The organism is Pseudomonas sp. HS-18, from assembly GCF_020401845.1.
Lineage (GTDB): Bacteria > Pseudomonadota > Gammaproteobacteria > Pseudomonadales > Pseudomonadaceae > Pseudomonas > Pseudomonas nitroreducens.
In genome coordinates this window covers 5,709,775-5,728,800 of sequence record NZ_CP084413.1, presented here as the reverse complement: position 1 = coordinate 5,728,800, position 19,026 = coordinate 5,709,775, and the positions used below count along the sequence as shown (strand labels likewise).

Sequence of the window (19,026 nt, the reverse complement as noted above, 5' to 3'; positions counted from 1 at the left end):
GGACGACAGGGAGGCGGTGGTGGCACGAGGAGGGAAATACGCGTCGCTGGCGCTCGTGGCAGGGTTGCACGGGCTGGCAAGCGCCACGCCGATCAGCCAGGTGCCGTTACAGGTTGGTGGCGGCGCTCCGGGCAATCTCGTGTTGCTGCCATCGACGGCTCACTCGTCCGTTGCGGCGGCTGCCCACTCGGGGGATACCTACATTCCCGAGCGGACGTACGTCGGCTATTTCGATCCTGCGAAGTGTTATGGCCAGGAGCCTGCGCAGCAGTACTTCCAGCCCCTGCGGGCGGCGCAGGAACATCTCTGCTCTGGCGCCTGGAGCGGCAACTTCCTCAACTGGGCAACGGCGCAGCGCCTCGATGTCGTGCGCTCCGCGCTGACCGGCGGGGACCGTTACATCGATACCGCCGGTACAACAGTGCTGCAGAAGGCGCGCAATACGGAAGCTGACGGCAGCTTCCCGGACCGCCATTTATCCACGGCGCTCGCGGGCGGAGCCACGCCGTTTTCCGGGCTGTCCTTGTCGTTCCGCATCGCCGGGCAGGATCGCAGCCTCCTGTTCAGCCGCAGCCCGGCGTTTGCCGGTGAGCCGCAGGATTACCTCGCCGGGACGGTTGTGCAGGCCACGGAAACCTATCGCCTACCCGTTCGGGTACAGGTCTGTGTGGCTGGGCTGCTCGAGCGCAACTGCCACCGCTATGGCGGCCAGTCCAAGCCCGAAGGTCTATTGCAGCAGTACGCCAGCCGGCTGCAGGTCAGCGTGCTTGGCCGGGCTGATAGCGACGTCGTGCTGCGTGCCCGACACAAGTTCATCGGCCCGCAACTGGGCGACGGCGCGGATAATCCGCAAGCGGAATGGTCGGCACGCAGCGGCATATTTCTCGCCAACCCGGACCGGGATGCGTCCGGCCGCAGCGGCGTAATCGACTACCTCAACCGCTTCGACGAGGCGCAGTTGCGCCGCGGGGATGACCTGGGCGAGTCGTTGCATGCGGCGACCCGCTACCTGAGAAACCAGGGCAGCCTTGCGGCGCCGGCCGATGCTGGCGCCGTCCGTGTTTTCCCTGCCGTCGCGCCCTGGGGCGACCCGATCAGCCATGCCTGCCAGCGCAACAGCGTTCTCGGGCTGGGTGGTGCGGGGGAGGCGCGAATTGGCGAGAGCCTGCCTCGCCTCGCGGGGAAGGACCTGGCCGTGGATATGGCCCAGGCCGGTCGCCGCGTGGCCGCCATGGAGGGGGTAGGTGCCGACGACGCGACCCTGGACTTCGCCGGCCTCGCCTACGATGCGCACACCCGCGATCTCCGCCCGGACCTTCCAGGGCGACAGACGCTTTCCACCTACTGGCTGCCCCTCGAGTCGGCAGGCCAGGGCAGCGCCCTCTGGCTGGCGACGAAATATGGCGGCTTCTTCGTGCCCAAGGGCTACAGCGATGCGCGGGATGCGCCGCTGCCGGCGGCCTGGTGGCACGATGCAGCGATCTCCCTTGCCGTGCGCCCGGACAACCTGCTGGACGCCACGGAGCCGGCGCGCTGGCGTGATGAGCTGCAACGGGCGTTCGCACGCACTGCCGAGAGCGGCGCGGGAGCGTTCAGCCAGTTCATCGCGGGCGGGCGTTCCGACGAGGTATTCAGCACGACATTGAACCCAGCGAGGTGGAGCGGTGACCTGCTGCTTTGGCAGGGGAGTTCCGCGAAGCCTGTCTGGTCGGCGGCGCAACGATTGGATGAGCTGGACGAGGCGCGATTGGGCGGGAGAAATATCTTCACTGTACGCACGCCGGACGGTTCCGGTATTGCGCGGCAGGGACTCGCCTTCGCCTGGTCTGCGCTGGACGATCGACAGCGTGAGGCGCTGGCCGCCGAAGGCAACGACGGTGAGCGCCTGGTCGACTACCTGCGTGGTTCCAGGCTGGAGGAGCGCGACTCGGCGGCAAGCCCCCGACCATACCGGCAGCGCGGCAGTCGGCTGGGCGACATCGTCCATTCGCGCCCGGCATACTCCTGGCATGATCCGCAGCCATACGCCGCGCTGCCCCAGCCGCTCGCCAACGGGCTGAGCCTGGGCAGCGCCTACCGAGACTTCCTCGACAGCGCGACCTACCGGCAGCGTGCGCCTCTGGTGGTGGTTGGTGCGAATGACGGCATGCTGCATGGTTTCGATGCACGCGATGGGCGTGAGCTGTTTGCCTATGTGCCGGCGGCGGTCTTCGCCCATCTGCGCGAACTGGCCGCTCCGGGCTACGTGCACCGCTACTTCGTCGATGGCTCGCCGAGCATTGGGAATGCCTGGATCGAAGGGCGCTGGCGCACCTTGCTGGTAGGCACTCCAGGAGCGGGAGGCAACAGCGTCTTCGCCCTGGATATCAGCGATCCGCAGCGTATGCAGCCAGGCAGCGTGCTGTGGGAGTTCAGCCACCCGGAGCTCGGCTACAGCCTGGGCCGCCCGGCCTTGCTGGCGTTGGCGTCGGGAAGGTTCGTGGTGGCGCTGTCCTCCGGCGCCCGTGACCCGCAGGGCAAGGATGGCGAACTGTGGCTGCTCGATGCAGCGGACGGTCGTCCGCTCAAGCGCGTCAGGCTGCCCGGCGCAGGAGACCTGGGGCCGGTGACGGCGATCAGCAGCACGGGCGATGTCACGGCTGACCGTCTGTACCTCGGGGATAGTCGCGGCAACCTCTGGCGAGTGGATCTCGCAGGCGATGACGGCCAGGATTCGGCCATTCCCGCGTCCCTGGCCGGAGGGGCCCTGTTCAAGGCCGTTGACGCAAAGGGAGTGGCACAGGTGATTTCTGCGCCCGTGGTCGCGGCGCGAGATGGCAGTGGTGCGGTGCGAGTGATGTTCGGCACCGGGCGGTATTACCGCGTGGGCGACAACCTGCCCGCCGAGCCTGAGAAGGTCGAAAGCCTGTATGGCGTTCTCGACGACGGTACCGCGACGGTCGGGCGTACCCGGCTATCGGCGCAAGGCCTCGACGTGGAGTCGCTGGCGCGGTCCGCCGATTCGCCAGGCGACGGCAGCCGTGGCTGGTATCTGGACCTGCCCGCCGACGGCACCCGTGTCATCGAACGCGCGCAGCTGCGTGCGGATCGCTTCGTGCTGTTCAATCTCATGACACCTGGGGACGACCCGTGTGACGATCCGCTGCGCTACGGCTCCGTCGCGCTGGATATTGCCAGTGGCGGCGATCCGGGTACGGCACTCCCTGTGGTGTCCGCGGCAGGCAATGTGGTGTTCGGGCGGCCCGGCGGTCTGCTGGTGCGGCCGGGGGAGGGGGAAAGCGGTGTGCGGCTCACGACGCTGGATGAAGGCGGTCGCCCCCGCTCGCGTGATCTCGACTGGCCGGGCGACAGCGGGCGCAAGGCCTGGCAGGAGCTGCGCTGAGATGAAGTCTGCCGTGCGTCGCGGTTTCACGCTGCCGGAAATGCTCACGACAGTAGCGCTGATCGGCATCCTGCTGGCCATCGCGGTACCGACCTACCAGGACTATATTCGCCGGGCTCACCGGGTGGATGCACAAAAATCCCTGGTGGAATTGGCGCAGTACCTGGAGCGCTATCACACCAGCCATGGCAGCTACGTGGGTGCGGCCCTGCCGTATCAGCATTCACCACGAAACGGGCCGGCGCGCTATCGCCTGGGCTTCGCCGACGAGCCGGAGTCCGCGAGCTTCACGCTGATGGCCGAACCTCAGGGCAGCATGGCGGGCGATGATTGCGGAACACTCACGCTGGCCAGCAGCGGGCTCCGTGGCGCGGCCTCGGAGCGCTGCTGGTAGCGGTGCGTCAAGTCGGCGTGCGATCCACCCACTTGGGCGCCGCCAGGGGCTTCCACGCGGCCAGGGCATCGACCAGTTCAGCGGGCGAGGCGGCGCGCTGCAGCATGTCGCGATGGGGCTGGCGCACGAAGCGCTCCTGCACCAGGTGGTCGAGGAACGCCAGCAGCGGGTCGAAGAAGCCGTTCACCTCCAGCAGGCCCAGGGGCTTTGCATGGTAGCCGAGCTGGCCCCAGGTCCAGACTTCGAACAGCTCTTCCAGGGTGCCCAGGCCACCGGGCAGGGCGATGAAAGCGTCGCTCAGCTCCGCCATGCGGGCCTTGCGCGCGTGCATGCCGTCGACCACTTCCAGGCGCGTCAGGCCGCTGTGGCCGACTTCGGCGTCCTTCAGGCTCTGCGGGATGATGCCGATGACTTCGCCGCCGGCGGCCAGCGCGGCATTGGCGACCATGCCCATCAGGCCCACGGCCCCCCCGCCATAGACCAGCTGGATGCCGTTCTCGGCGAGGTGACGGCCGAGGGCTTCGGCGGCTTCCTGGTAGATCGGGGTGGCGCCGGGGCTGGCGCCGCAGAATACGCAGATGGAACGCAAGGTCATGGAACTTCCTCGATTGGCTGCCTCGTTTTGCAGGCCGTCAGGGTAGCGGCAGCCTCGAGTGCGACCAAGTCCGAATTTTCCTAGTCCATTTCAGCTCGTCGGCCGCCCCCGCCGCAGGTGCCGAGTGCGTAGCAGGCGAGCAGGTTTCGCAGCAACTGGCTTTGTAACATCGGAAGACGGTGCATGGCGCTAACTCCTGTTGGGCCGGGGGATGGCGTCTATGCTAGGCGGGGTGCGCTGTTCTGCCTCGTTGATCCTGCCGATCGACCTGATAGACAGTTTGAAGCTTGGCTCGTGGCCGATGGCCATTGATGCAGATCAGGGGAACCCGGATCGCCTTCGGGCAGTCTTCCCCTTCAGGATTCTCCGCCCAACCTGCCTAGGAGGCATGTCATGTTCCGTAAACTCGCCGCTGTATCCCTGCTTGGCCTGTTCAGTGCCCCGCTGCTGGCCGCCGAATGCTCCGTGGACATCCAGGGCAACGACCAGATGCAGTTCAGCACCAACGCCATCAGCGTCGACAAGAGCTGCAAGACCTTCACCGTGAACCTGTCCCACCCGGGCAGCCTGCCGAAGAACGTCATGGGCCATAACTGGGTACTGACCACCGCCGGCGACATGCAGGGCGTGGTGACCGACGGTATGGCCGCTGGTCTGGACAAGAACTACGTGAAAGACGGCGACACTCGCGTCATCGCCCACACCAAGATCATTGGCTCCGGCGAGAAGGATTCGGTGAGCTTCGACGTTTCCAAGCTCAAGGAAGGCGAGCAGTACACCTTCTTCTGCTCCTTCCCGGGCCACTCGGCCATGATGAAGGGCACCCTCACCCTGAAGTGATCCGGCTTTGCTAAAAAGCCTGTGATTCGAAAAGCCCGACTATTGGTCGGGCTTTTTATTTCACGCTTTTTAGTTCAAAAAACGAAGTCAGGGTGTCGGTTGCTGGAATTTGAATGGGGGACCCATGTACCACGGTGAACGCTTCAACGCCTGGACCCACCTGATCGGTGCCTTGCTGGCGCTGGTGGGCGGCATCTGGCTGCTGGTCGCCACCAGCCTGCTGGGCGAGCCGCTGCGCATCGTCAGCGTGGCGATCTATGGAACGACGCTGCTTCTGCTCTACAGCATCTCCACGCTGTACCACAGCGTGCGCGGGCGGGCGAAGGTGATCCTGCGCAAGCTCGACCACCTGTCGATCTATCTGCTCATCGCGGGGAGCTATACGCCCTTCTGCCTGGTGACGCTGAAGGGGCCCTGGGGCTGGACGCTGTTCGGCATCGTCTGGTCGATGGCGGTGATCGGCATGCTGCAGGAGATCAAGCCGCGCTCCGAGGCGCGGGTGCTGTCGATCATCATCTACGCGGTGATGGGCTGGATCGTGCTGATCGCGGTCGGGCCGCTGTACCGCGCCCTGGGCGGCGCGGGTTTCGCCTGGCTGGTGGGCGGCGGGGCCTTCTACACCATCGGCATCATCTTCTTTGCCTATGACAGCCGCTTCCGCCACTGGCACGGCATCTGGCACCTGTTCGTGATCGCCGGCAGCCTGCTGCACTTCATCGCCATCTGGCGCTACGTCATTCCCCAGCATTGAGCCGGGCGGCGCAGGACCGCTCCCGCGCCGCTGGTTGCCGACGGCTTACGGGGCGGTCGGCAGGGCGCGCTTGTGATGGGTCTTCTCGAAGGTGCGGACGATGATGTCGAAGGCTTCCTGGCTGACCTCCTGGCCGTGCAGGAAAGCGTCGATTTCCTTGTAGGTCACACCGTGGGAATGCTCGTCCGGCTTGCCGGGGGCGAGGTCTTCGAGGTCCGCAGTCGGCACCTTCTCCACCAGATGCTCCGGCGCGCCCAGGCTGCGGGCGATGCTGCGCACCTGGTTCTTCACCAGGCCGGTGAGCGGGGCGAGGTCGCAGGCGCCGTCGCCGAACTTGGTGAAGAAGCCCATCACTGCCTCGGCGGCGTGGTCGGTGCCGACCACCAGGCCGGCGCGGGCATTGGCGATGGTGTACTGGGCGACCATGCGAATCCGCGCCTTGGTGTTGCCCAGGGCGAAATCGCGGGTGGCCGGCGCCAGGCCTTCCAGCGCCTGGGTTTCCGACGCCAGCGCCTGGACCGACGGGCCGATGTTCACGGTGTGGCGCTCGTCCGGGGCGATGCAGTCCACCGAGTCCTGGGCGTCCTGTTCGTCACCCTGGACGTTGTAGGGCAGGCGCACGGCGAGGAAGCGATAGTCCTGGTTGCCGGTCTCGGTGCGCAGGCCTTCCACGGCGCGCTGGCAGAGCATGCCGGCGGTGAGCGAGTCGACGCCGCCACTGATGCCCAGCACCAGGGTCTTCATCCCCGAACCCTTCAGGCAGTCCTGGATGAAACGAATGCGGCGCTGGATCTCGGCCTGCAGCTCGGCGTCGGACTGGAAGGGCGGCTGCACGTTGAGTTCTCTGGCGATGGCGGCCTGTCTGTCTTTCATCTGATGGGCTCCTGGTCGGATGCGAAAAGGGTTACACCGGCACCTTGAACACGTGGCGCAGGTAGGCGACGAAATTCTCGTCGCGGCATTGGGTCTTGCCGGGTGTGTCGGAAATCTTCGCCACGGGGTGGCCGTTGCAGGCCGTCATCTTGAGCACGATGTTCATCGGTTCCACCCCGGGGATGTCGCAGGTCAGGTTGGTGCCGATACCGAAGCTGGTGTTGATCTTGCCACGCAATGCACGGAAGAGCTGCAACGCCTTGGGCAGGTCGAGACCGTCGGAGAACACCAGGGTCTTGGTCATCGGGTCGATCCCTAGCCGGCGGTAATGGGCGATGGCTTTCTCGGCCCAGACCAGCGGGTCGCCGGAGTCATGGCGCAGGCCGTCGAAGAGCTTGGCGAAGTACAGGTCGAAGTCGTTGAGGAAGGCGTCCATGGTAATGCAGTCGGTGAGCGCGATGCCCAATTGACCGCGGTACTCGCGCACCCAGCAGTCCAGCGCGGCGATCTGGCTGTCGATCAGCCGTGGGCCGAGCTGTTGGTGTGCCATCAGCCATTCGTGGGCCATGGTGCCGATCGGTTTCACGTCGAACTCGCGGGCCAGGTGGACGTTGCTGGTGCCGACGAAGCGGCCAGGGAAGTCGCGCTTCAAGATGTGTACGACTTCTTCCTGGGTGCGGTAGGAAAAGCGCCGGCGGGTACCGAAGTCCGCCACCTGGAACTCCTTCAGCTCCTCTTTGCTGGCATTGCCGGCAAGCCAGTCGAGCTTGCGGTAGAGCTGCTCGCCGACCTGCTCCAGCACTACCTCGCGGTAGCGATAGCGGTTGCGCACTTCGCTGACGATGGCCAGCAGCGGCACTTCGAAGAGGATCACATGCAGCCACGGCCCGCGCAGGCGGATGGCCAGTTGGTCGTCCTCGATGCTGGTGTGCACGTAGCGCAGGTTGAAGCGGAACAGGCTGAGGAAGCGGATGAAGTCCGGCTTGATGAACGGGATGCGTTCGAGAAAGGCCAACTGGTCCGGCGTAGCCTCCAGCTCGGCCAGGCGCTCGATCTGGTAGCGGATTTCCGCCAGGTACGGGCGCAGGTCCTCGGCGTTGCGGCAACGGAATTCCCACTCCACTTCGGCGTTGGGGTAGTTGTGCAGCACCGCCTGCATCATCGTCAGCTTGTAGAAGTCGGTGTCCAGCAGGTTCTGCACGATGCTCTCGGCAAACACGCTTTCGGCCATGATCAATTCTCCCTGATGCCCATGAGGGCCTCGTCCAGCTCGTTCTCGTCCGCGCAGAGGATGACCCCGGCGGCGCGCATCTCGGCGCAGGCGGCCCTGGCGGTTTCCTCCGCGATGGCGCGGCAGGCCGGCAGATACAGCAGCACCTGGAAGCCGGCGCGGCGCAGTTGCAGTGCGGTGGTCTTCACGCAGTAGTCCAGCGCCAGGCCGCCCACCAGTACGTGGCTGACCCCGTTCTGCCGCAGGTACTCGATGGCTCCGGTACTGCGCCGTTCCGCCAGGTCGTGGTAGCACGCACCGTAGGGGTGCAGATCCGGCTCGACGCCTTTCCAGATGAAGAAGTCGTAGTCCATCGGTTGGGGCAGTTCGTCCAGCAGTTCGAAGCCCGGCGTGCCCGGCACACAGTGGCTGACCCAGGTGAGGTCGGCGTTGGGCAGGGAGAGCGGCTGCAGCATCTGTGCCGGCTCGCTCACTACCCAGGGCGCTTGCGCAGTGTGCGCGTCCTTGCTGCCCAGGCGCAGGCTGGCGCGCTGGGCCAGAAGGTTCAGGGCGCCGCCGATGGCATCGCCGCCGGGCACCGGCAGTTCGTTGGGGCAGAGCGGGGTGAAGCCCTTCTGGGCATCTACATCGAAGCTGGCGATCAGGTTCATGGAAGCCTCCGCTTGACCGTTGGTGGCCTGTCGTGACCACATAATTCACGACGTGAAATAAGTCGTCAAGTAAAAATAACGGAAATGATCGGCAGTGGAAGATGCTTTCTATGCGTGATGAAATAAGTCGCAGGATTTTCCCCGGCGAAAACCTTTTCAAGGAGCTTCGATGAGTACCGCTGAAGTGCTGGCCACCGTGGATATCGTGGCGCTGCGCCTGAACCCGGAGCGCGGGCTGGAACTGCTGCTGATCCGTCGCGCCCACGGGCCGTTCGAGGGGCAGTGGGCGTTGCCCGGCGTGCTGATCAACGGCCGCTGCGCGGATCACGGCCTGGACGATGCGGCTCTGCGCGCGTTGCGCGAGAAGGCGCGGGTGCAGCCGGCGTACATGGAGCAGGTGGCCACGGTCGGCAACGCAGTGCGCGACCCGCGCGGCTGGTCACTGAGCGTGTTCTATCTCGTGCTGGTGGCGCCGGAGACCGAACTGGCCGCCGACGATCTCGACTTCGTGCCGCTCGACGCCGTGCGCGGCGAGCGCCTGGCCTTGCCCTTCGACCATGCCCATCTGGTGCAGCAGGCCTGTGAGCGGCTGGCCAGCAAGTCGGTGTACAGCGCGTTGCCGCTGCACCTGTTGCCGGAGCGCTTCACCGTGGCGGAGGCGCTGAAGGCCTTCGAGCTTTCCATTGGCGAGGAAATCCAGCATTCCAGCCTGCGCGGGCGGTTGGAGCGGATGAAAGCGGCGGGCTGGGTACAAGACACCGGTGAACGTCACCAGCCACCCATGGGGCGACCGCAGCATGTATTGCGCTTCACGCCGCAGGGGGAGGGGGCGTTCATGTTTGATCGGAGTTTGTTGGTTTAGGGCGGCTCCGGACAGTCCTGAGCCTTGCGGCCCCCTCACCCCTCCATCCGCTCCCCAATCCACTCCACGAACGCCCTGATCTTGGGCACCGCCGCTGCATGTTCGGGGTACGCCAGGTAATACCCGCTGCGACTTTGCAGCCCGTGCTCCCAGGCGATCACCAGCTTGCCCTCGCTCAGTTCCTCTTCCACCAGGAAGCGCGGCAGCAGCGCCACGCCGCAACCGGCCTGGGCGGCGCGGATGCACATGTAGAACGTGTCGAAGCGCGGCCCGTGGTAGCTGTGCTCGCTGTGCTGGCCGAGGCTGAGGAACCACTCGTGCCAGGCCTCCTGGCGCGTGGCGTTCTGCAGCAGGACAAGGTCGGCCAATTGCGTCGGCTCGCTCAGCGGCTGTGCCGGCAGGATCGTTGGTGAGCACACCGGCACCATCTCTTCGCCGAACAGCGCCATGCACTCCGCGCCGGGCAGGGTGCCGGCGCCGAAGAAGAAGGCGATGTCGCAGCGCGATTGCAGCAGGTCCCCGGGCTCCAGCTCCTGGCGCAGGTCGAGGTGGATGTTCGGGTGGCGATGACGCCAACCGTTCAGCCGCGGGATCAGCCAGCGTGCGCCGAAGGTCGGTGGTGTGGCCACGCGCAGTACTTCAGTCTCGCCGCCATAGGAGAGCAGGTAGTGGGTGGACATCTCCACCTGGGTGAGGATCTTGCGCACTTCCACCAGGTACAGGTCTCCCGCCGGAGTTAATTGCAGGCGGCGTCGCACGCGACGGAACAGCAGGTGCTGGAGCATCTCTTCCAGCTGAGCCACCTGCTTGCTGACCGCGCTCTGGGTCAGGTTCAGCTCTTCGGAAGCACGGGTGAAACTCAGGTGCCGAGCCACCGCTTCGAAGCATTGCAGGGCGGTCATGGACGGCAGATGGCGTTTGCTCAGCATGGCGGGCAGTTCATGAATTTACGGAATGATGTGCATAGGAAACGTCGTTTGTTGTGCCTCGGCAAGCCGTTTATTACTGCTGGCATTCCGTCAGGTCATCTGAAAAGAACTGGAGTCCGCATGATTTCCGCACTGCTCGAATCCCTCGGCGTCGACGCCCGCCTGGTTACCGGTGGCGATCAGGTCATCCACTCTCCCATCGACGGCAGCCGCCTGGGCGCGGTGCGCCTGCAAAGCGCCGCCGAGGTGGAGCAGAAGATCGGCCGCGCCGCCCATGCTTTCGACGCCTGGCGCAAGGTGCCGGCGCCTCGTCGCGGCGAACTGGTGCGGCTGTTCGGCGAGGAGTTGCGGGCAAGCAAGGCCGCCTTGGGCGAACTGGTGTCCTGGGAGGCCGGCAAGATCACCCAGGAAGGCCTGGGCGAAGTGCAGGAAATGATCGACATCTGCGACTTCGCCGTCGGCCTGTCGCGCCAGCTCTACGGCCTGACCATCGCCTCCGAGCGCCCTGGCCACCACATGCGCGAAACCTGGCATCCGCTGGGCGTGGTCGGGGTCATCAGCGCCTTCAACTTCCCGGTCGCCGTGTGGTCGTGGAATACCGCGCTGGCGCTGGTGTGCGGCAACTCGGTGGTGTGGAAGCCGTCGGAGAAAACCCCGCTCACCGCGTTGGCCTGCCAGGCGCTGTTCGAGCGCGCGCTGAAGAAGTTCGGTGATGCGCCGGAGTATCTGAGCCAGGTGGTGATCGGCGATCGCAGCGCCGGTGAAGCCCTGGTGGACGACGTGCGCGTCGCTCTGATCAGCGCCACCGGCAGTACCCGCATGGGTAGCGAAGTCGGCCCGCGCGTAGCGGCTCGCTTCGGCCGCAGCATTCTCGAACTGGGCGGCAACAACGCGATGATCCTGGCGCCCAGCGCCGACCTCGACATGGCCGTGCGCGCCGTGCTGTTCAGCGCCGTCGGCACGGCCGGGCAGCGCTGCACCACGCTGCGTCGGCTGATCGCCCACGAGTCGGTGAAGGACGAATTCGTCAGCCGCCTGAAGACGGCCTACTCCAAGGTGCGCATCGGCCATCCGCTGGAAGGCAACCTGGTCGGCCCGCTGATCGACGAGCGCAGCTTCCTGGCCATGCAGGGCGCGCTGGAGCAGGCGCGCGGCGAGGGCGGCGTGGTGTTCGGCGGCGAGCGCCAACTGGCCGATAAATTCCCCAACGCCTATTACGTGGCGCCGGCCATCGTCGAGATGCCCGAGCAGAGCGATGTGGTGCGCAGTGAGACCTTTGCGCCGATCCTCTACGTGGTGCCCTACAAGGACTTCAACGATGCAGTGGCGCTGAACAACGGCGTGCCCCAGGGGCTGTCGTCCTGCATCTTCACCACCGACCTGCGCGAGGCGGAAGCCTTCATCTCGGCGGTGGGCAGCGACTGCGGCATCGCCAACGTCAACATCGGCCCCAGCGGCGCGGAGATCGGCGGCGCCTTCGGTGGCGAGAAGGAAACCGGCGGCGGCCGCGAGTCCGGCTCCGACGCCTGGAAGGGCTATATGCGCCGGCAGACCAACACCGTGAACTACTCGCGGGAACTGCCGTTGGCCCAGGGCATAGTCTTCGATTGATGACCAACGCGCCGGCCCCGTCAGAGGGCCGGCGCTGCACCACGCTTCGCCTGCCATTCACAAGATTCACCGATAAGGATCGCTGGATGTCGCTTCGCCAAGAATGTCTGTGGGAATACCTGACCCCCGACCGCCCGGAAGCTCCGGAGCTGCGCGGGGATCGCAAGGTCGACGTGTGTGTCATCGGCGCGGGCTTCACCGGCCTCTCCGCCGCGCTGCATCTGCTGGAGCGCGACCAGACGGTCTGTGTGCTGGAAGCCCACACCACCGGGCATGGCGGCTCGGGGCGCAACGTCGGGCTGGTCAACGCCGGCCTGTGGATTCCCCCGGACGAAATCGAAGCGGGCATGGGGGCGGAGGTCGGCCAGCGAGTCAACCGCATGCTCGGCAACGCGCCCTCGCTGGTGTTCTCTTTGATCGACAAGTACGGCATCGATTGCCAGGCGCGCCGCGAAGGCACCCTGCATATGGCGCACAACGCCCGTGGCCTGGCCGACCTGCGTAGCCGCTGCGAGCAGTGGGGGCGCCGTGGCGCTCCGGTGGAACTGCTCACCGGCAGCGAATGCGAACAGGCCTGCGGCACCGACAAGATCGCCGGCGCGCTGCTCGATCGCCGCGCCGGTACGCTCAACCCCATGGCCTACGTCAGCGGCCTCGCCCGTGCGGTCGTTGGGCTGGGCGGTGAGCTGTACCACCATTCCCCGGTGGTTGGCCTGGTGCGCGTCGGTAACGCGTGGAACGTGATCACTGCCGGGGGCGTGGTCACCGCCGAGCAGGTGGTGATCGCCTCCAGCGCCTACACCGAAGGTGAGTGGACAGAACTGCGCCGCACCTTCTTCCCCGGTTACTACTACCAGGTTGCCTCGCGTCCGCTGGAGGGCGCGGAAGCCGCGCGCATCCTGCCGGGCGGGCAGGGCTCCTGGGATACCCGCCAGGTGCTCAGCAGCATCCGCCGCGATGCCGATGGCCGCCTGTTGCTCGGCAGCCTCGGCAAGGGCACCGGCAAACCGGCGTGGTTCCTGAAGAGCTGGGCGGATCGCATCCAGCAGCATTACTTCCCCAGGCTGGGCAAGGTGGACTGGGAGTTCACCTGGACCGGCTGCATCGACTTCACCCCCGACCACCTCATGCGCCTGTTCGAGCCGGCGCCGGGGCTGGTCGCCATGAGCGGCTACAACGGCCGCGGCGTCACCACCGGCACGGTGGTGGGCAAGGCCTTCGCCGACTTCCTGCTGGACGGGGATGCCAGCGCCTTGCCGATGCCGCTGCGGCCGATGGAGGAAATCTCCGCCGTGGGCCTGCGCAGCTGTCTGTACGAGGCCGGCTTCTCCCTTTACCACGCCGGGCAATGCCTGCGGGTGGTGATCTGAGCCTGCCGCGAAGGCGGCGCAAGCCGCCTCCGGGGTAGCCCGCCAACGCTCGCTGCACTTTGGTCTAGCCTCTTATGGTGCGTTACCCCGACGGGTCTGCACCGCGGATGTGCAGTTCGGTGACAGCGATGGTTACGGTTGGGGTTGCGCCTGTGGTGGCTGGAAAAGGACAGCTCACGGGAAGGCTGGTTGCACCCTTTCGGCTGCCTGGTTGCACCTTATGCTTTCAATGGGTTGCACGTGTCTAGGGCTTGATATCTGCCAGCTCGAGCTGTTTTCGCTGTAGGACTTGGTTAATAACAAAAACGAATGGCACGCCGCTTGCTGTTGATTGATCGCTAAGTCGCTGAATCGCTGCACGAGAAATCGCCAACAAGAAATACAACGCGCCATTACAAAAACCCTCAGGAGCAAAACTCCATGTCGCAGAAGATTTACAGAAAAGGTTTTCTGGCTCTGGCGGTCATCACCGCGCTGGGCATGTCTTCCGTAGTACAGGCCGATGTCGTTATCGGGGTCGCAGGACCGCACACCGGGGCCAACGCCTCGTTCGGGGAGCAGTACTGGCGTGGGGCTAGCCAGGCCGCGGAAGACATCAACGCCGCCGGCGGTATCAATGGCGAGAAGATCAAGCTGGTGAAGGCGGACGACGCCTGCGAGCCGAAACAGGCCGTGGCCGTGGCCAACCGCCTGGTGGACCAGGACAAGGCAGTCGCCGTGGTCGGCCACTTCTGCTCCTCCTCCACCATCCCCGCCTCGGAGGTCTACGACGAGGCCGGCATCATCGCCATCACCCCTGGCTCCACCAACCCGCAGGTCACCGAGCGCGGTCTTTCCGGCATGTTCCGCATGTGCGGCCGTGACGACCAGCAGGGCGTGGTCGCCGGCGACTACATCGTTGACGTGCTCAAGGCCAAGAAAGTCGCGGTGATCCACGACAAGGACACCTACGGCCAGGGCCTGGCGGACGCTACCCGTGCCCAGCTGAACAAGCGCGGCGTGAAGGAAGTGCTTTATGAAGGCCTGACCCGCGGCGAAAAGGACTTCAACGCCCTGGTCACCAAGATCCGCGCCTCGGGCGCAGAGGTCGTCTATTTCGGCGGCCTGCACCCGGAAGCCGGCCCGCTGGTTCGTCAGATGCGCGAGCAGGGCCTGACTGCCAAGTTCATGTCCGACGACGGTATCGTCACCGACGAACTGGTCACCACCGCTGGCGGCCCGCAATACGTCAAGGGTGTGCTGATGACCTTCGGCGCCGACCCGCGCCTGATTCCGGACGGCAAGGCCGTGGTGGAGAAATTCCGCGCCAACGGCTTCGAGCCCGAAGGCTACACCCTCTATGCCTACTCTTCGGTACAGGCCCTGGCCGCCGCCTTCAATGGCGCGGGCAAGACCGACCCGGCCAAGGCGAGCGCCTGGCTGAAGGCTAATCCGGTGCAGACCGTGATGGGCAAGAAGGAGTGGGACAAGAAAGGCGACCTGAAAGTCTCCGACTACGTGGTCTACGAGTGGGACGACAAGGGCAAGTACCACCAGCTCGACGCGTTCAAGAAGTAACCGCCTGACCCGGCCGGCGCCGCTACCCGCGGCGCCGGCTTCCCCGCAGGTCGGCGGTACGCGCGCAGCTGGTCACGAGCCGGTGATTGCGCGAGCCGTCAGCCTTTCCTGCCCTGCTTGCGCGAGTACCCAATCGTGGACGGTATCTTCCTTCAGCAAATGATCAACGGGCTGACCCTGGGGTCGGTCTACGGGCTGATCGCCATCGGCTACACGATGGTTTACGGCATCATCGGCATGATCAACTTCGCCCACGGCGAGGTCTACATGATCTCCGCCTATCTCTCGGCAGTGGCCCTGGCGCTGCTGGCCTTCTTCGGCCTGCAGTCGTTCCCGCTGCTGATCCTGGGCACCCTGGTCTTCACCATCTTCGTCACCGGCGTGTACGGCTGGGTGATCGAGCGCATCGCCTACAAGCCGCTGCGCAACTCCACGCGCCTGGCGCCGCTGATCTCCGCCATCGGCATGTCGCTGATCCTGCAGAACTACGTGCAGCTGGCCCAGGGGCCGCGCCAGCAAGGCGTGCCGACCCTGCTCGACGGCGCCTTCAAGTTCCATATCGGCGAAGGCTTCGTGCAGCTGACCTACACCAAGGTGTTCATCCTCATCGCCGCCTTCGTCGGCATGGGCGTGCTGACTTACGTGATCCAGTACACCAAGCTCGGGCGCATGTGCCGCGCCACCCAGCAGGACCGCAAGATGGCCTCGATCCTGGGGATCAACACCGACCGGGTGATCTCCTACGTGTTCATCATCGGCGCCGCCATGGCCGCGCTGGCCGGCGTGCTGATCACCATGAACTACGGCACCTTCGACTTCTACGCCGGCTTCATCATCGGCATCAAGGCGTTCACCGCCGCGGTGCTCGGCGGCATCGGCTCGCTACCCGGCGCCATGCTTGGCGGCCTGATCCTGGGCGTGGCCGAGGCGCAGTTCTCCGGCATGGTGAACACCGACTTCAAGGATGTGTTCGCCTTCGGCCTGCTGGTGACCATCCTGATCTTCCGACCGCAAGGGCTCCTGGGTCGTCCCCAGGTATCGAAGGTGTAAGCATGATGTCCGCAACCCAGACCTCAGCCGCGCCGAAGCCGGCGCGCATCGATATCAGGAAGAGCCTTGTCGACACCGTTCTCGCCGGGCTGATCGCCCTGATCGTGTTCGGCCCCATCGTCGGCATCGTGCTCGATGGCTACAGCTTCAAGGTCGAACCGGTTCGCCTGGCCTGGATGATCGGCGCGGTGATGCTCGGTCGCCTGCTGCTCAGCCTGTTCCTGCAGACGCCCGCCGGCCTGCGCATCATGGACCGCTTCGAGAGCTCCGACTCGGGCATCAGCGTACTGCCGCCGGGCTACAAGACGCGCCTGCGCTGGATAGTCCCGATCGTCATCGTGGCCGCGGTGATCTTCCCGTTCTTCGCCAGCAAGTACCTGCTCACGGTGATCATCCTCGGGTTGATCTACGTGTTGCTGGGCCTGGGCCTGAACATCGTGGTCGGCCTCGCCGGCCTGCTCGACCTCGGCTACGTGGCCTTCTACGCCATCGGCGCCTACGGCCTGGCGCTGGGCTACCAGTATCTGGGCCTGGGCTTCTGGACGGTGCTGCCGCTGGCTGCCATCGTTGCCGCGCTGGCGGGGGCGCTGCTGGGCTTTCCGGTACTGCGAATGCACGGTGACTACCTGGCCATCGTGACCCTGGGCTTCGGCGAGATCATTCGCCTGATCCTCAACAACTGGCTGTCGTTCACTGGTGGCCCGAACGGCATGCCGGTGCCGGCACCGACCTTCTTCGGCCTCGAATTCGGCCGCCGGGCGAAGGACGGCGGCACGCCGATCCACGAGTTCCTCGGCATCGATTACAACCAGAACTTCAAGTTCCTGTTCATCTACATCGTGCTGTTCCTGGTCGTCATGCTGGTGCTCTACATCAAGCACCGGCTGACTCGCATGCCGGTGGGCCGTGCCTGGGAAGCGCTGCGCGAGGACGAGATCGCCTGCCGCGCCATGGGCCTGAACCACGTGCTGGTGAAGCTCTCGGCGTTCATGCTGGGTGCCTCCACCGCAGGGTTGGCGGGCGTGTTCTTCGCCAGCTACCAGGGCTTCGTCAACCCGTCGTCCTTCACCTTCTTCGAGTCGGCGCTGATCCTCGCCATCGTGGTGCTGGGCGGCATGGGGTCGACGGTGGGCGTGGTGATCGCCGCCTTCGTCCTCACCGTCGCGCCAGAACTGCTGCGCAGCTTCGCTGACTACCGCGTGCTGCTGTTCGGCATCCTCATGGTGCTGATGATGATCTGGCGCCCGCGCGGGCTGATCCGCATCAGCCGCTCGGGCTTCGCCGTACGCAAGGGGGTGGCGCCATGAGCGGCGACAAGATCCTCAGCGTCGAGCACCTGATGATGCACTTCGGTGGCATCAAGGCGCTCAACGACGTCAACCTCGACGTGGAACGCGGCTCCATCACCGCGCTGATCGGCCCCAACGGCGCCGGCAAGACCACGGTGTTCAACTGTCTCACCGGCTTCTACAAGGCCACCGGCGGCAATATCCTGCTCAACACCCAGGGCGGCACCACCGACGTCATCAAGGTGCTCGGCCAGCCGTTCCAGGGCGGCGACTTCGTCAACCCGGCGCAGTTCGGCAACCGCCTCTACTACAAGATGTTCGGCGGCACCCACCTGGTGAACCGCGCGGGGCTCGCGCGGACCTTCCAGAACATCCGGCTGTTCCGCGAGATGTCGGTGGTGGAGAACCTGCTGGTGGCCCAGCACATGTTCGTCAACCGCAACCTCATCGCCGGCGTGCTCAACACCCCCGGCTACCGCCGCGCGGAAAGCGAAGCGCTGGACCACGCCTTCTACTGGCTGGAAGTGGTGGACCTGGTGGACTGCGCCAACCGCCTGGCCGGCGAGATGTCCTACGGGCAGCAGCGTCGCCTGGAGATTGCCCGCGCCATGTGCACCCGGCCCGAGTTGATCTGCCTGGACGAACCGGCCGCCGGCCTCAACCCGGCCGAAACCCAGGCCCTGGCGCGCATCGTGCGCTACCTGCGCGACCACCACGGCATCACCGTGCTGCTGATCGAGCACGACATGGGCATGGTGATGAACATCTCCGACCATATCATCGTGCTCGACCACGGCGTGGTCATCGCCCGTGGCGGCCCGGAGGAGATTCGCCACAACGACAAGGTCATTGCCGCCTATCTCGGCGCAGACGAAGAGGAGCTGGCATGACGGCGCCGATGTTGGAATTCCGTGAGGTCGATGTGTTCTACGGGCCGATCCAGGCGCTGAAGAAAGTCTCGCTGACCGTCAACGAAGGAGAGACCGTGGCGCTGATCGGCGCCAACGGCGCGGGCAAGTCGACGCTCCTGATGTCGATCTTCGGCCAGCCGCGCGCGGCGGGCGGCGCGATCCTCTACAAGGGCCAGGACATCCGCCAGAAGTCCGCGCACTACGTGGCCTCCAACGGCATCGCGCAGTCGCCGGAAGGGCGCCGGGTGTTCCCCGACATGACCGTGGAGGAGAACCTGCTGATGGGCACCATCCCCATCGGCATGGACCACGCCCAGGACGACATGCAGCGCATGTTCGACCTCTTCCCGCGCCTGAAGGAGCGGCGCAACCAGCGCGCCATGACCATGTCCGGCGGCGAGCAGCAGATGCTCGCCATCGCCCGCGCGCTGATGAGCCGGCCCAAGCTGCTGTTGCTCGACGAACCGTCCCTGGGCCTGGCGCCCATCGTGGTCAAGCAGATCTTCCAGACCTTGCGCGAACTGGCGCAGAGCGGGATGACACTGTTCCTCGTGGAGCAGAACGCCAACCACGCGCTGAAGCTGTCCGACCGCGGCTACGTGATGGTCAACGGCGAGATCCGCCTGAGCGGCACAGGGGCGGAACTGCTGGGTAACCAGCAGGTTCGCAACGCGTATCTGGGCGGGCACTGACGCCTTCGCCTTTCGTAGGAGCGGACGGAGTCCGCTCCT

Annotated in this window: 17 protein-coding genes; 12 read left to right on the top strand and 5 right to left on the bottom strand. The window is 65.6% G+C overall.

Going from position 1 to position 19,026, the window contains the following annotated elements; genetic code table 11:
• The first annotated feature begins 19 nt into the window (after nucleotides 1-19).
• Both LDJ84_RS26740 and LDJ84_RS26735 read left to right on the top strand, forming a co-directional pair.
• A complete protein-coding gene (locus tag LDJ84_RS26740; protein ID WP_141678474.1) occupies nucleotides 20-3,382 on the top strand; it encodes a PilC/PilY family type IV pilus protein in 3,363 nt (1,120 codons plus the stop codon).
• 1 nt (nucleotide 3,383) lies between these two features.
• Nucleotides 3,384-3,776: a type IV pilin protein gene (locus LDJ84_RS26735; protein ID WP_065085553.1), complete on the top strand. Its 393-nt coding sequence runs from the start codon at nucleotides 3,384-3,386 to the stop codon at nucleotides 3,774-3,776.
• 7 nt (nucleotides 3,777-3,783) lie between these two features.
• Here the strand turns inward: LDJ84_RS26735 and LDJ84_RS26730 are convergent, their stop codons facing one another.
• Nucleotides 3,784-4,371, bottom strand: coding sequence for a TIGR00730 family Rossman fold protein (locus tag LDJ84_RS26730; RefSeq protein WP_024766002.1), 588 nt, complete (start codon nucleotides 4,369-4,371; stop codon nucleotides 3,784-3,786).
• Nucleotides 4,372-4,764: 393 nt separating this feature from the next.
• On the opposite strand from LDJ84_RS26730, the gene azu reads away from it, so the two are divergent.
• On the top strand, nucleotides 4,765-5,211 hold the full coding sequence (gene azu, locus LDJ84_RS26725) for an azurin (protein ID WP_024766001.1): 447 nt from the start codon (nucleotides 4,765-4,767) through the stop codon (nucleotides 5,209-5,211).
• Nucleotides 5,212-5,335: 124 nt separating this feature from the next.
• The gene (gene trhA, locus LDJ84_RS26720; protein WP_024766000.1) at nucleotides 5,336-5,962 is read left to right on the top strand and encodes a PAQR family membrane homeostasis protein TrhA; all 627 of its coding nucleotides are present in this window, start codon (nucleotides 5,336-5,338) and stop codon (nucleotides 5,960-5,962) included.
• A 45-nt stretch (nucleotides 5,963-6,007) separates the two neighbouring features.
• Here the strand turns inward: trhA and nadE are convergent, their stop codons facing one another.
• Genes nadE through LDJ84_RS26705 form a run of 3 tightly spaced genes read right to left on the bottom strand, consistent with a single transcriptional unit; the run spans nucleotide 6,008 to nucleotide 8,716 of the window.
• Complete coding sequence (nadE, locus tag LDJ84_RS26715) at nucleotides 6,008-6,835, bottom strand: ammonia-dependent NAD(+) synthetase (RefSeq protein ID WP_065085552.1); 828 nt, start codon at nucleotides 6,833-6,835, stop codon at nucleotides 6,008-6,010.
• Nucleotides 6,836-6,866: 31 nt separating this feature from the next.
• Nucleotides 6,867-8,066: a nicotinate phosphoribosyltransferase gene (gene pncB, locus LDJ84_RS26710; RefSeq protein ID WP_065085551.1), complete on the bottom strand. Its 1,200-nt coding sequence runs from the start codon at nucleotides 8,064-8,066 to the stop codon at nucleotides 6,867-6,869.
• Nucleotides 8,067-8,068: 2 nt separating this feature from the next.
• Entirely contained in the window at nucleotides 8,069-8,716 is a 648-nt protein-coding gene (locus LDJ84_RS26705; RefSeq protein ID WP_024765997.1) for a nicotinamidase, read from the bottom strand.
• 169 nt (nucleotides 8,717-8,885) lie between these two features.
• Between LDJ84_RS26705 and LDJ84_RS26700 the strand changes: the two genes are divergently transcribed.
• Entirely contained in the window at nucleotides 8,886-9,578 is a 693-nt protein-coding gene (locus tag LDJ84_RS26700) for an NrtR DNA-binding winged helix domain-containing protein (protein WP_024765996.1), read from the top strand.
• A gap of 35 nt (nucleotides 9,579-9,613) precedes the next feature.
• On the opposite strand, the gene LDJ84_RS26695 is transcribed toward LDJ84_RS26700, so the two are convergent.
• Nucleotides 9,614-10,507: a LysR family transcriptional regulator gene (locus LDJ84_RS26695; RefSeq protein WP_024765995.1), complete on the bottom strand. Its 894-nt coding sequence runs from the start codon at nucleotides 10,505-10,507 to the stop codon at nucleotides 9,614-9,616.
• 120 nt (nucleotides 10,508-10,627) lie between these two features.
• Here LDJ84_RS26695 and LDJ84_RS26690 point away from each other — a divergent pair, with 120 nt between their 5' ends.
• The 7 genes from LDJ84_RS26690 (at nucleotide 10,628) to LDJ84_RS26660 (ending at nucleotide 18,987) form a co-directional block, all read left to right on the top strand.
• Nucleotides 10,628-12,118: an aldehyde dehydrogenase family protein gene (locus LDJ84_RS26690; protein WP_024765994.1), complete on the top strand. Its 1,491-nt coding sequence runs from the start codon at nucleotides 10,628-10,630 to the stop codon at nucleotides 12,116-12,118.
• Between the two features lie 86 nt (nucleotides 12,119-12,204).
• Entirely contained in the window at nucleotides 12,205-13,488 is a 1,284-nt protein-coding gene (locus LDJ84_RS26685; protein WP_024765993.1) for an NAD(P)/FAD-dependent oxidoreductase, read from the top strand.
• A 420-nt stretch (nucleotides 13,489-13,908) separates the two neighbouring features.
• Nucleotides 13,909-15,045 (top strand): branched-chain amino acid ABC transporter substrate-binding protein, encoded by a 1,137-nt coding sequence (locus LDJ84_RS26680; RefSeq protein WP_065085550.1) that lies wholly within the window; start codon nucleotides 13,909-13,911, stop codon nucleotides 15,043-15,045.
• Between the two features lie 135 nt (nucleotides 15,046-15,180).
• A complete protein-coding gene (locus LDJ84_RS26675; protein ID WP_024765991.1) occupies nucleotides 15,181-16,095 on the top strand; it encodes an ABC transporter permease subunit in 915 nt (304 codons plus the stop codon).
• Between the two features lie 5 nt (nucleotides 16,096-16,100).
• A complete protein-coding gene (gene livM, locus LDJ84_RS26670; protein WP_024765990.1) occupies nucleotides 16,101-17,402 on the top strand; it encodes a high-affinity branched-chain amino acid ABC transporter permease LivM in 1,302 nt (433 codons plus the stop codon).
• The gene (locus LDJ84_RS26665; protein ID WP_024765989.1) at nucleotides 17,399-18,274 is read left to right on the top strand and encodes an ABC transporter ATP-binding protein; all 876 of its coding nucleotides are present in this window, start codon (nucleotides 17,399-17,401) and stop codon (nucleotides 18,272-18,274) included. Before livM ends, LDJ84_RS26665 begins: the two co-directional genes overlap by 4 nt.
• A complete protein-coding gene (locus LDJ84_RS26660; RefSeq protein WP_226045610.1) occupies nucleotides 18,271-18,987 on the top strand; it encodes an ABC transporter ATP-binding protein in 717 nt (238 codons plus the stop codon). Before LDJ84_RS26665 ends, LDJ84_RS26660 begins: the two co-directional genes overlap by 4 nt.
• Nucleotides 18,988-19,026: the final 39 nt, after the last annotated feature.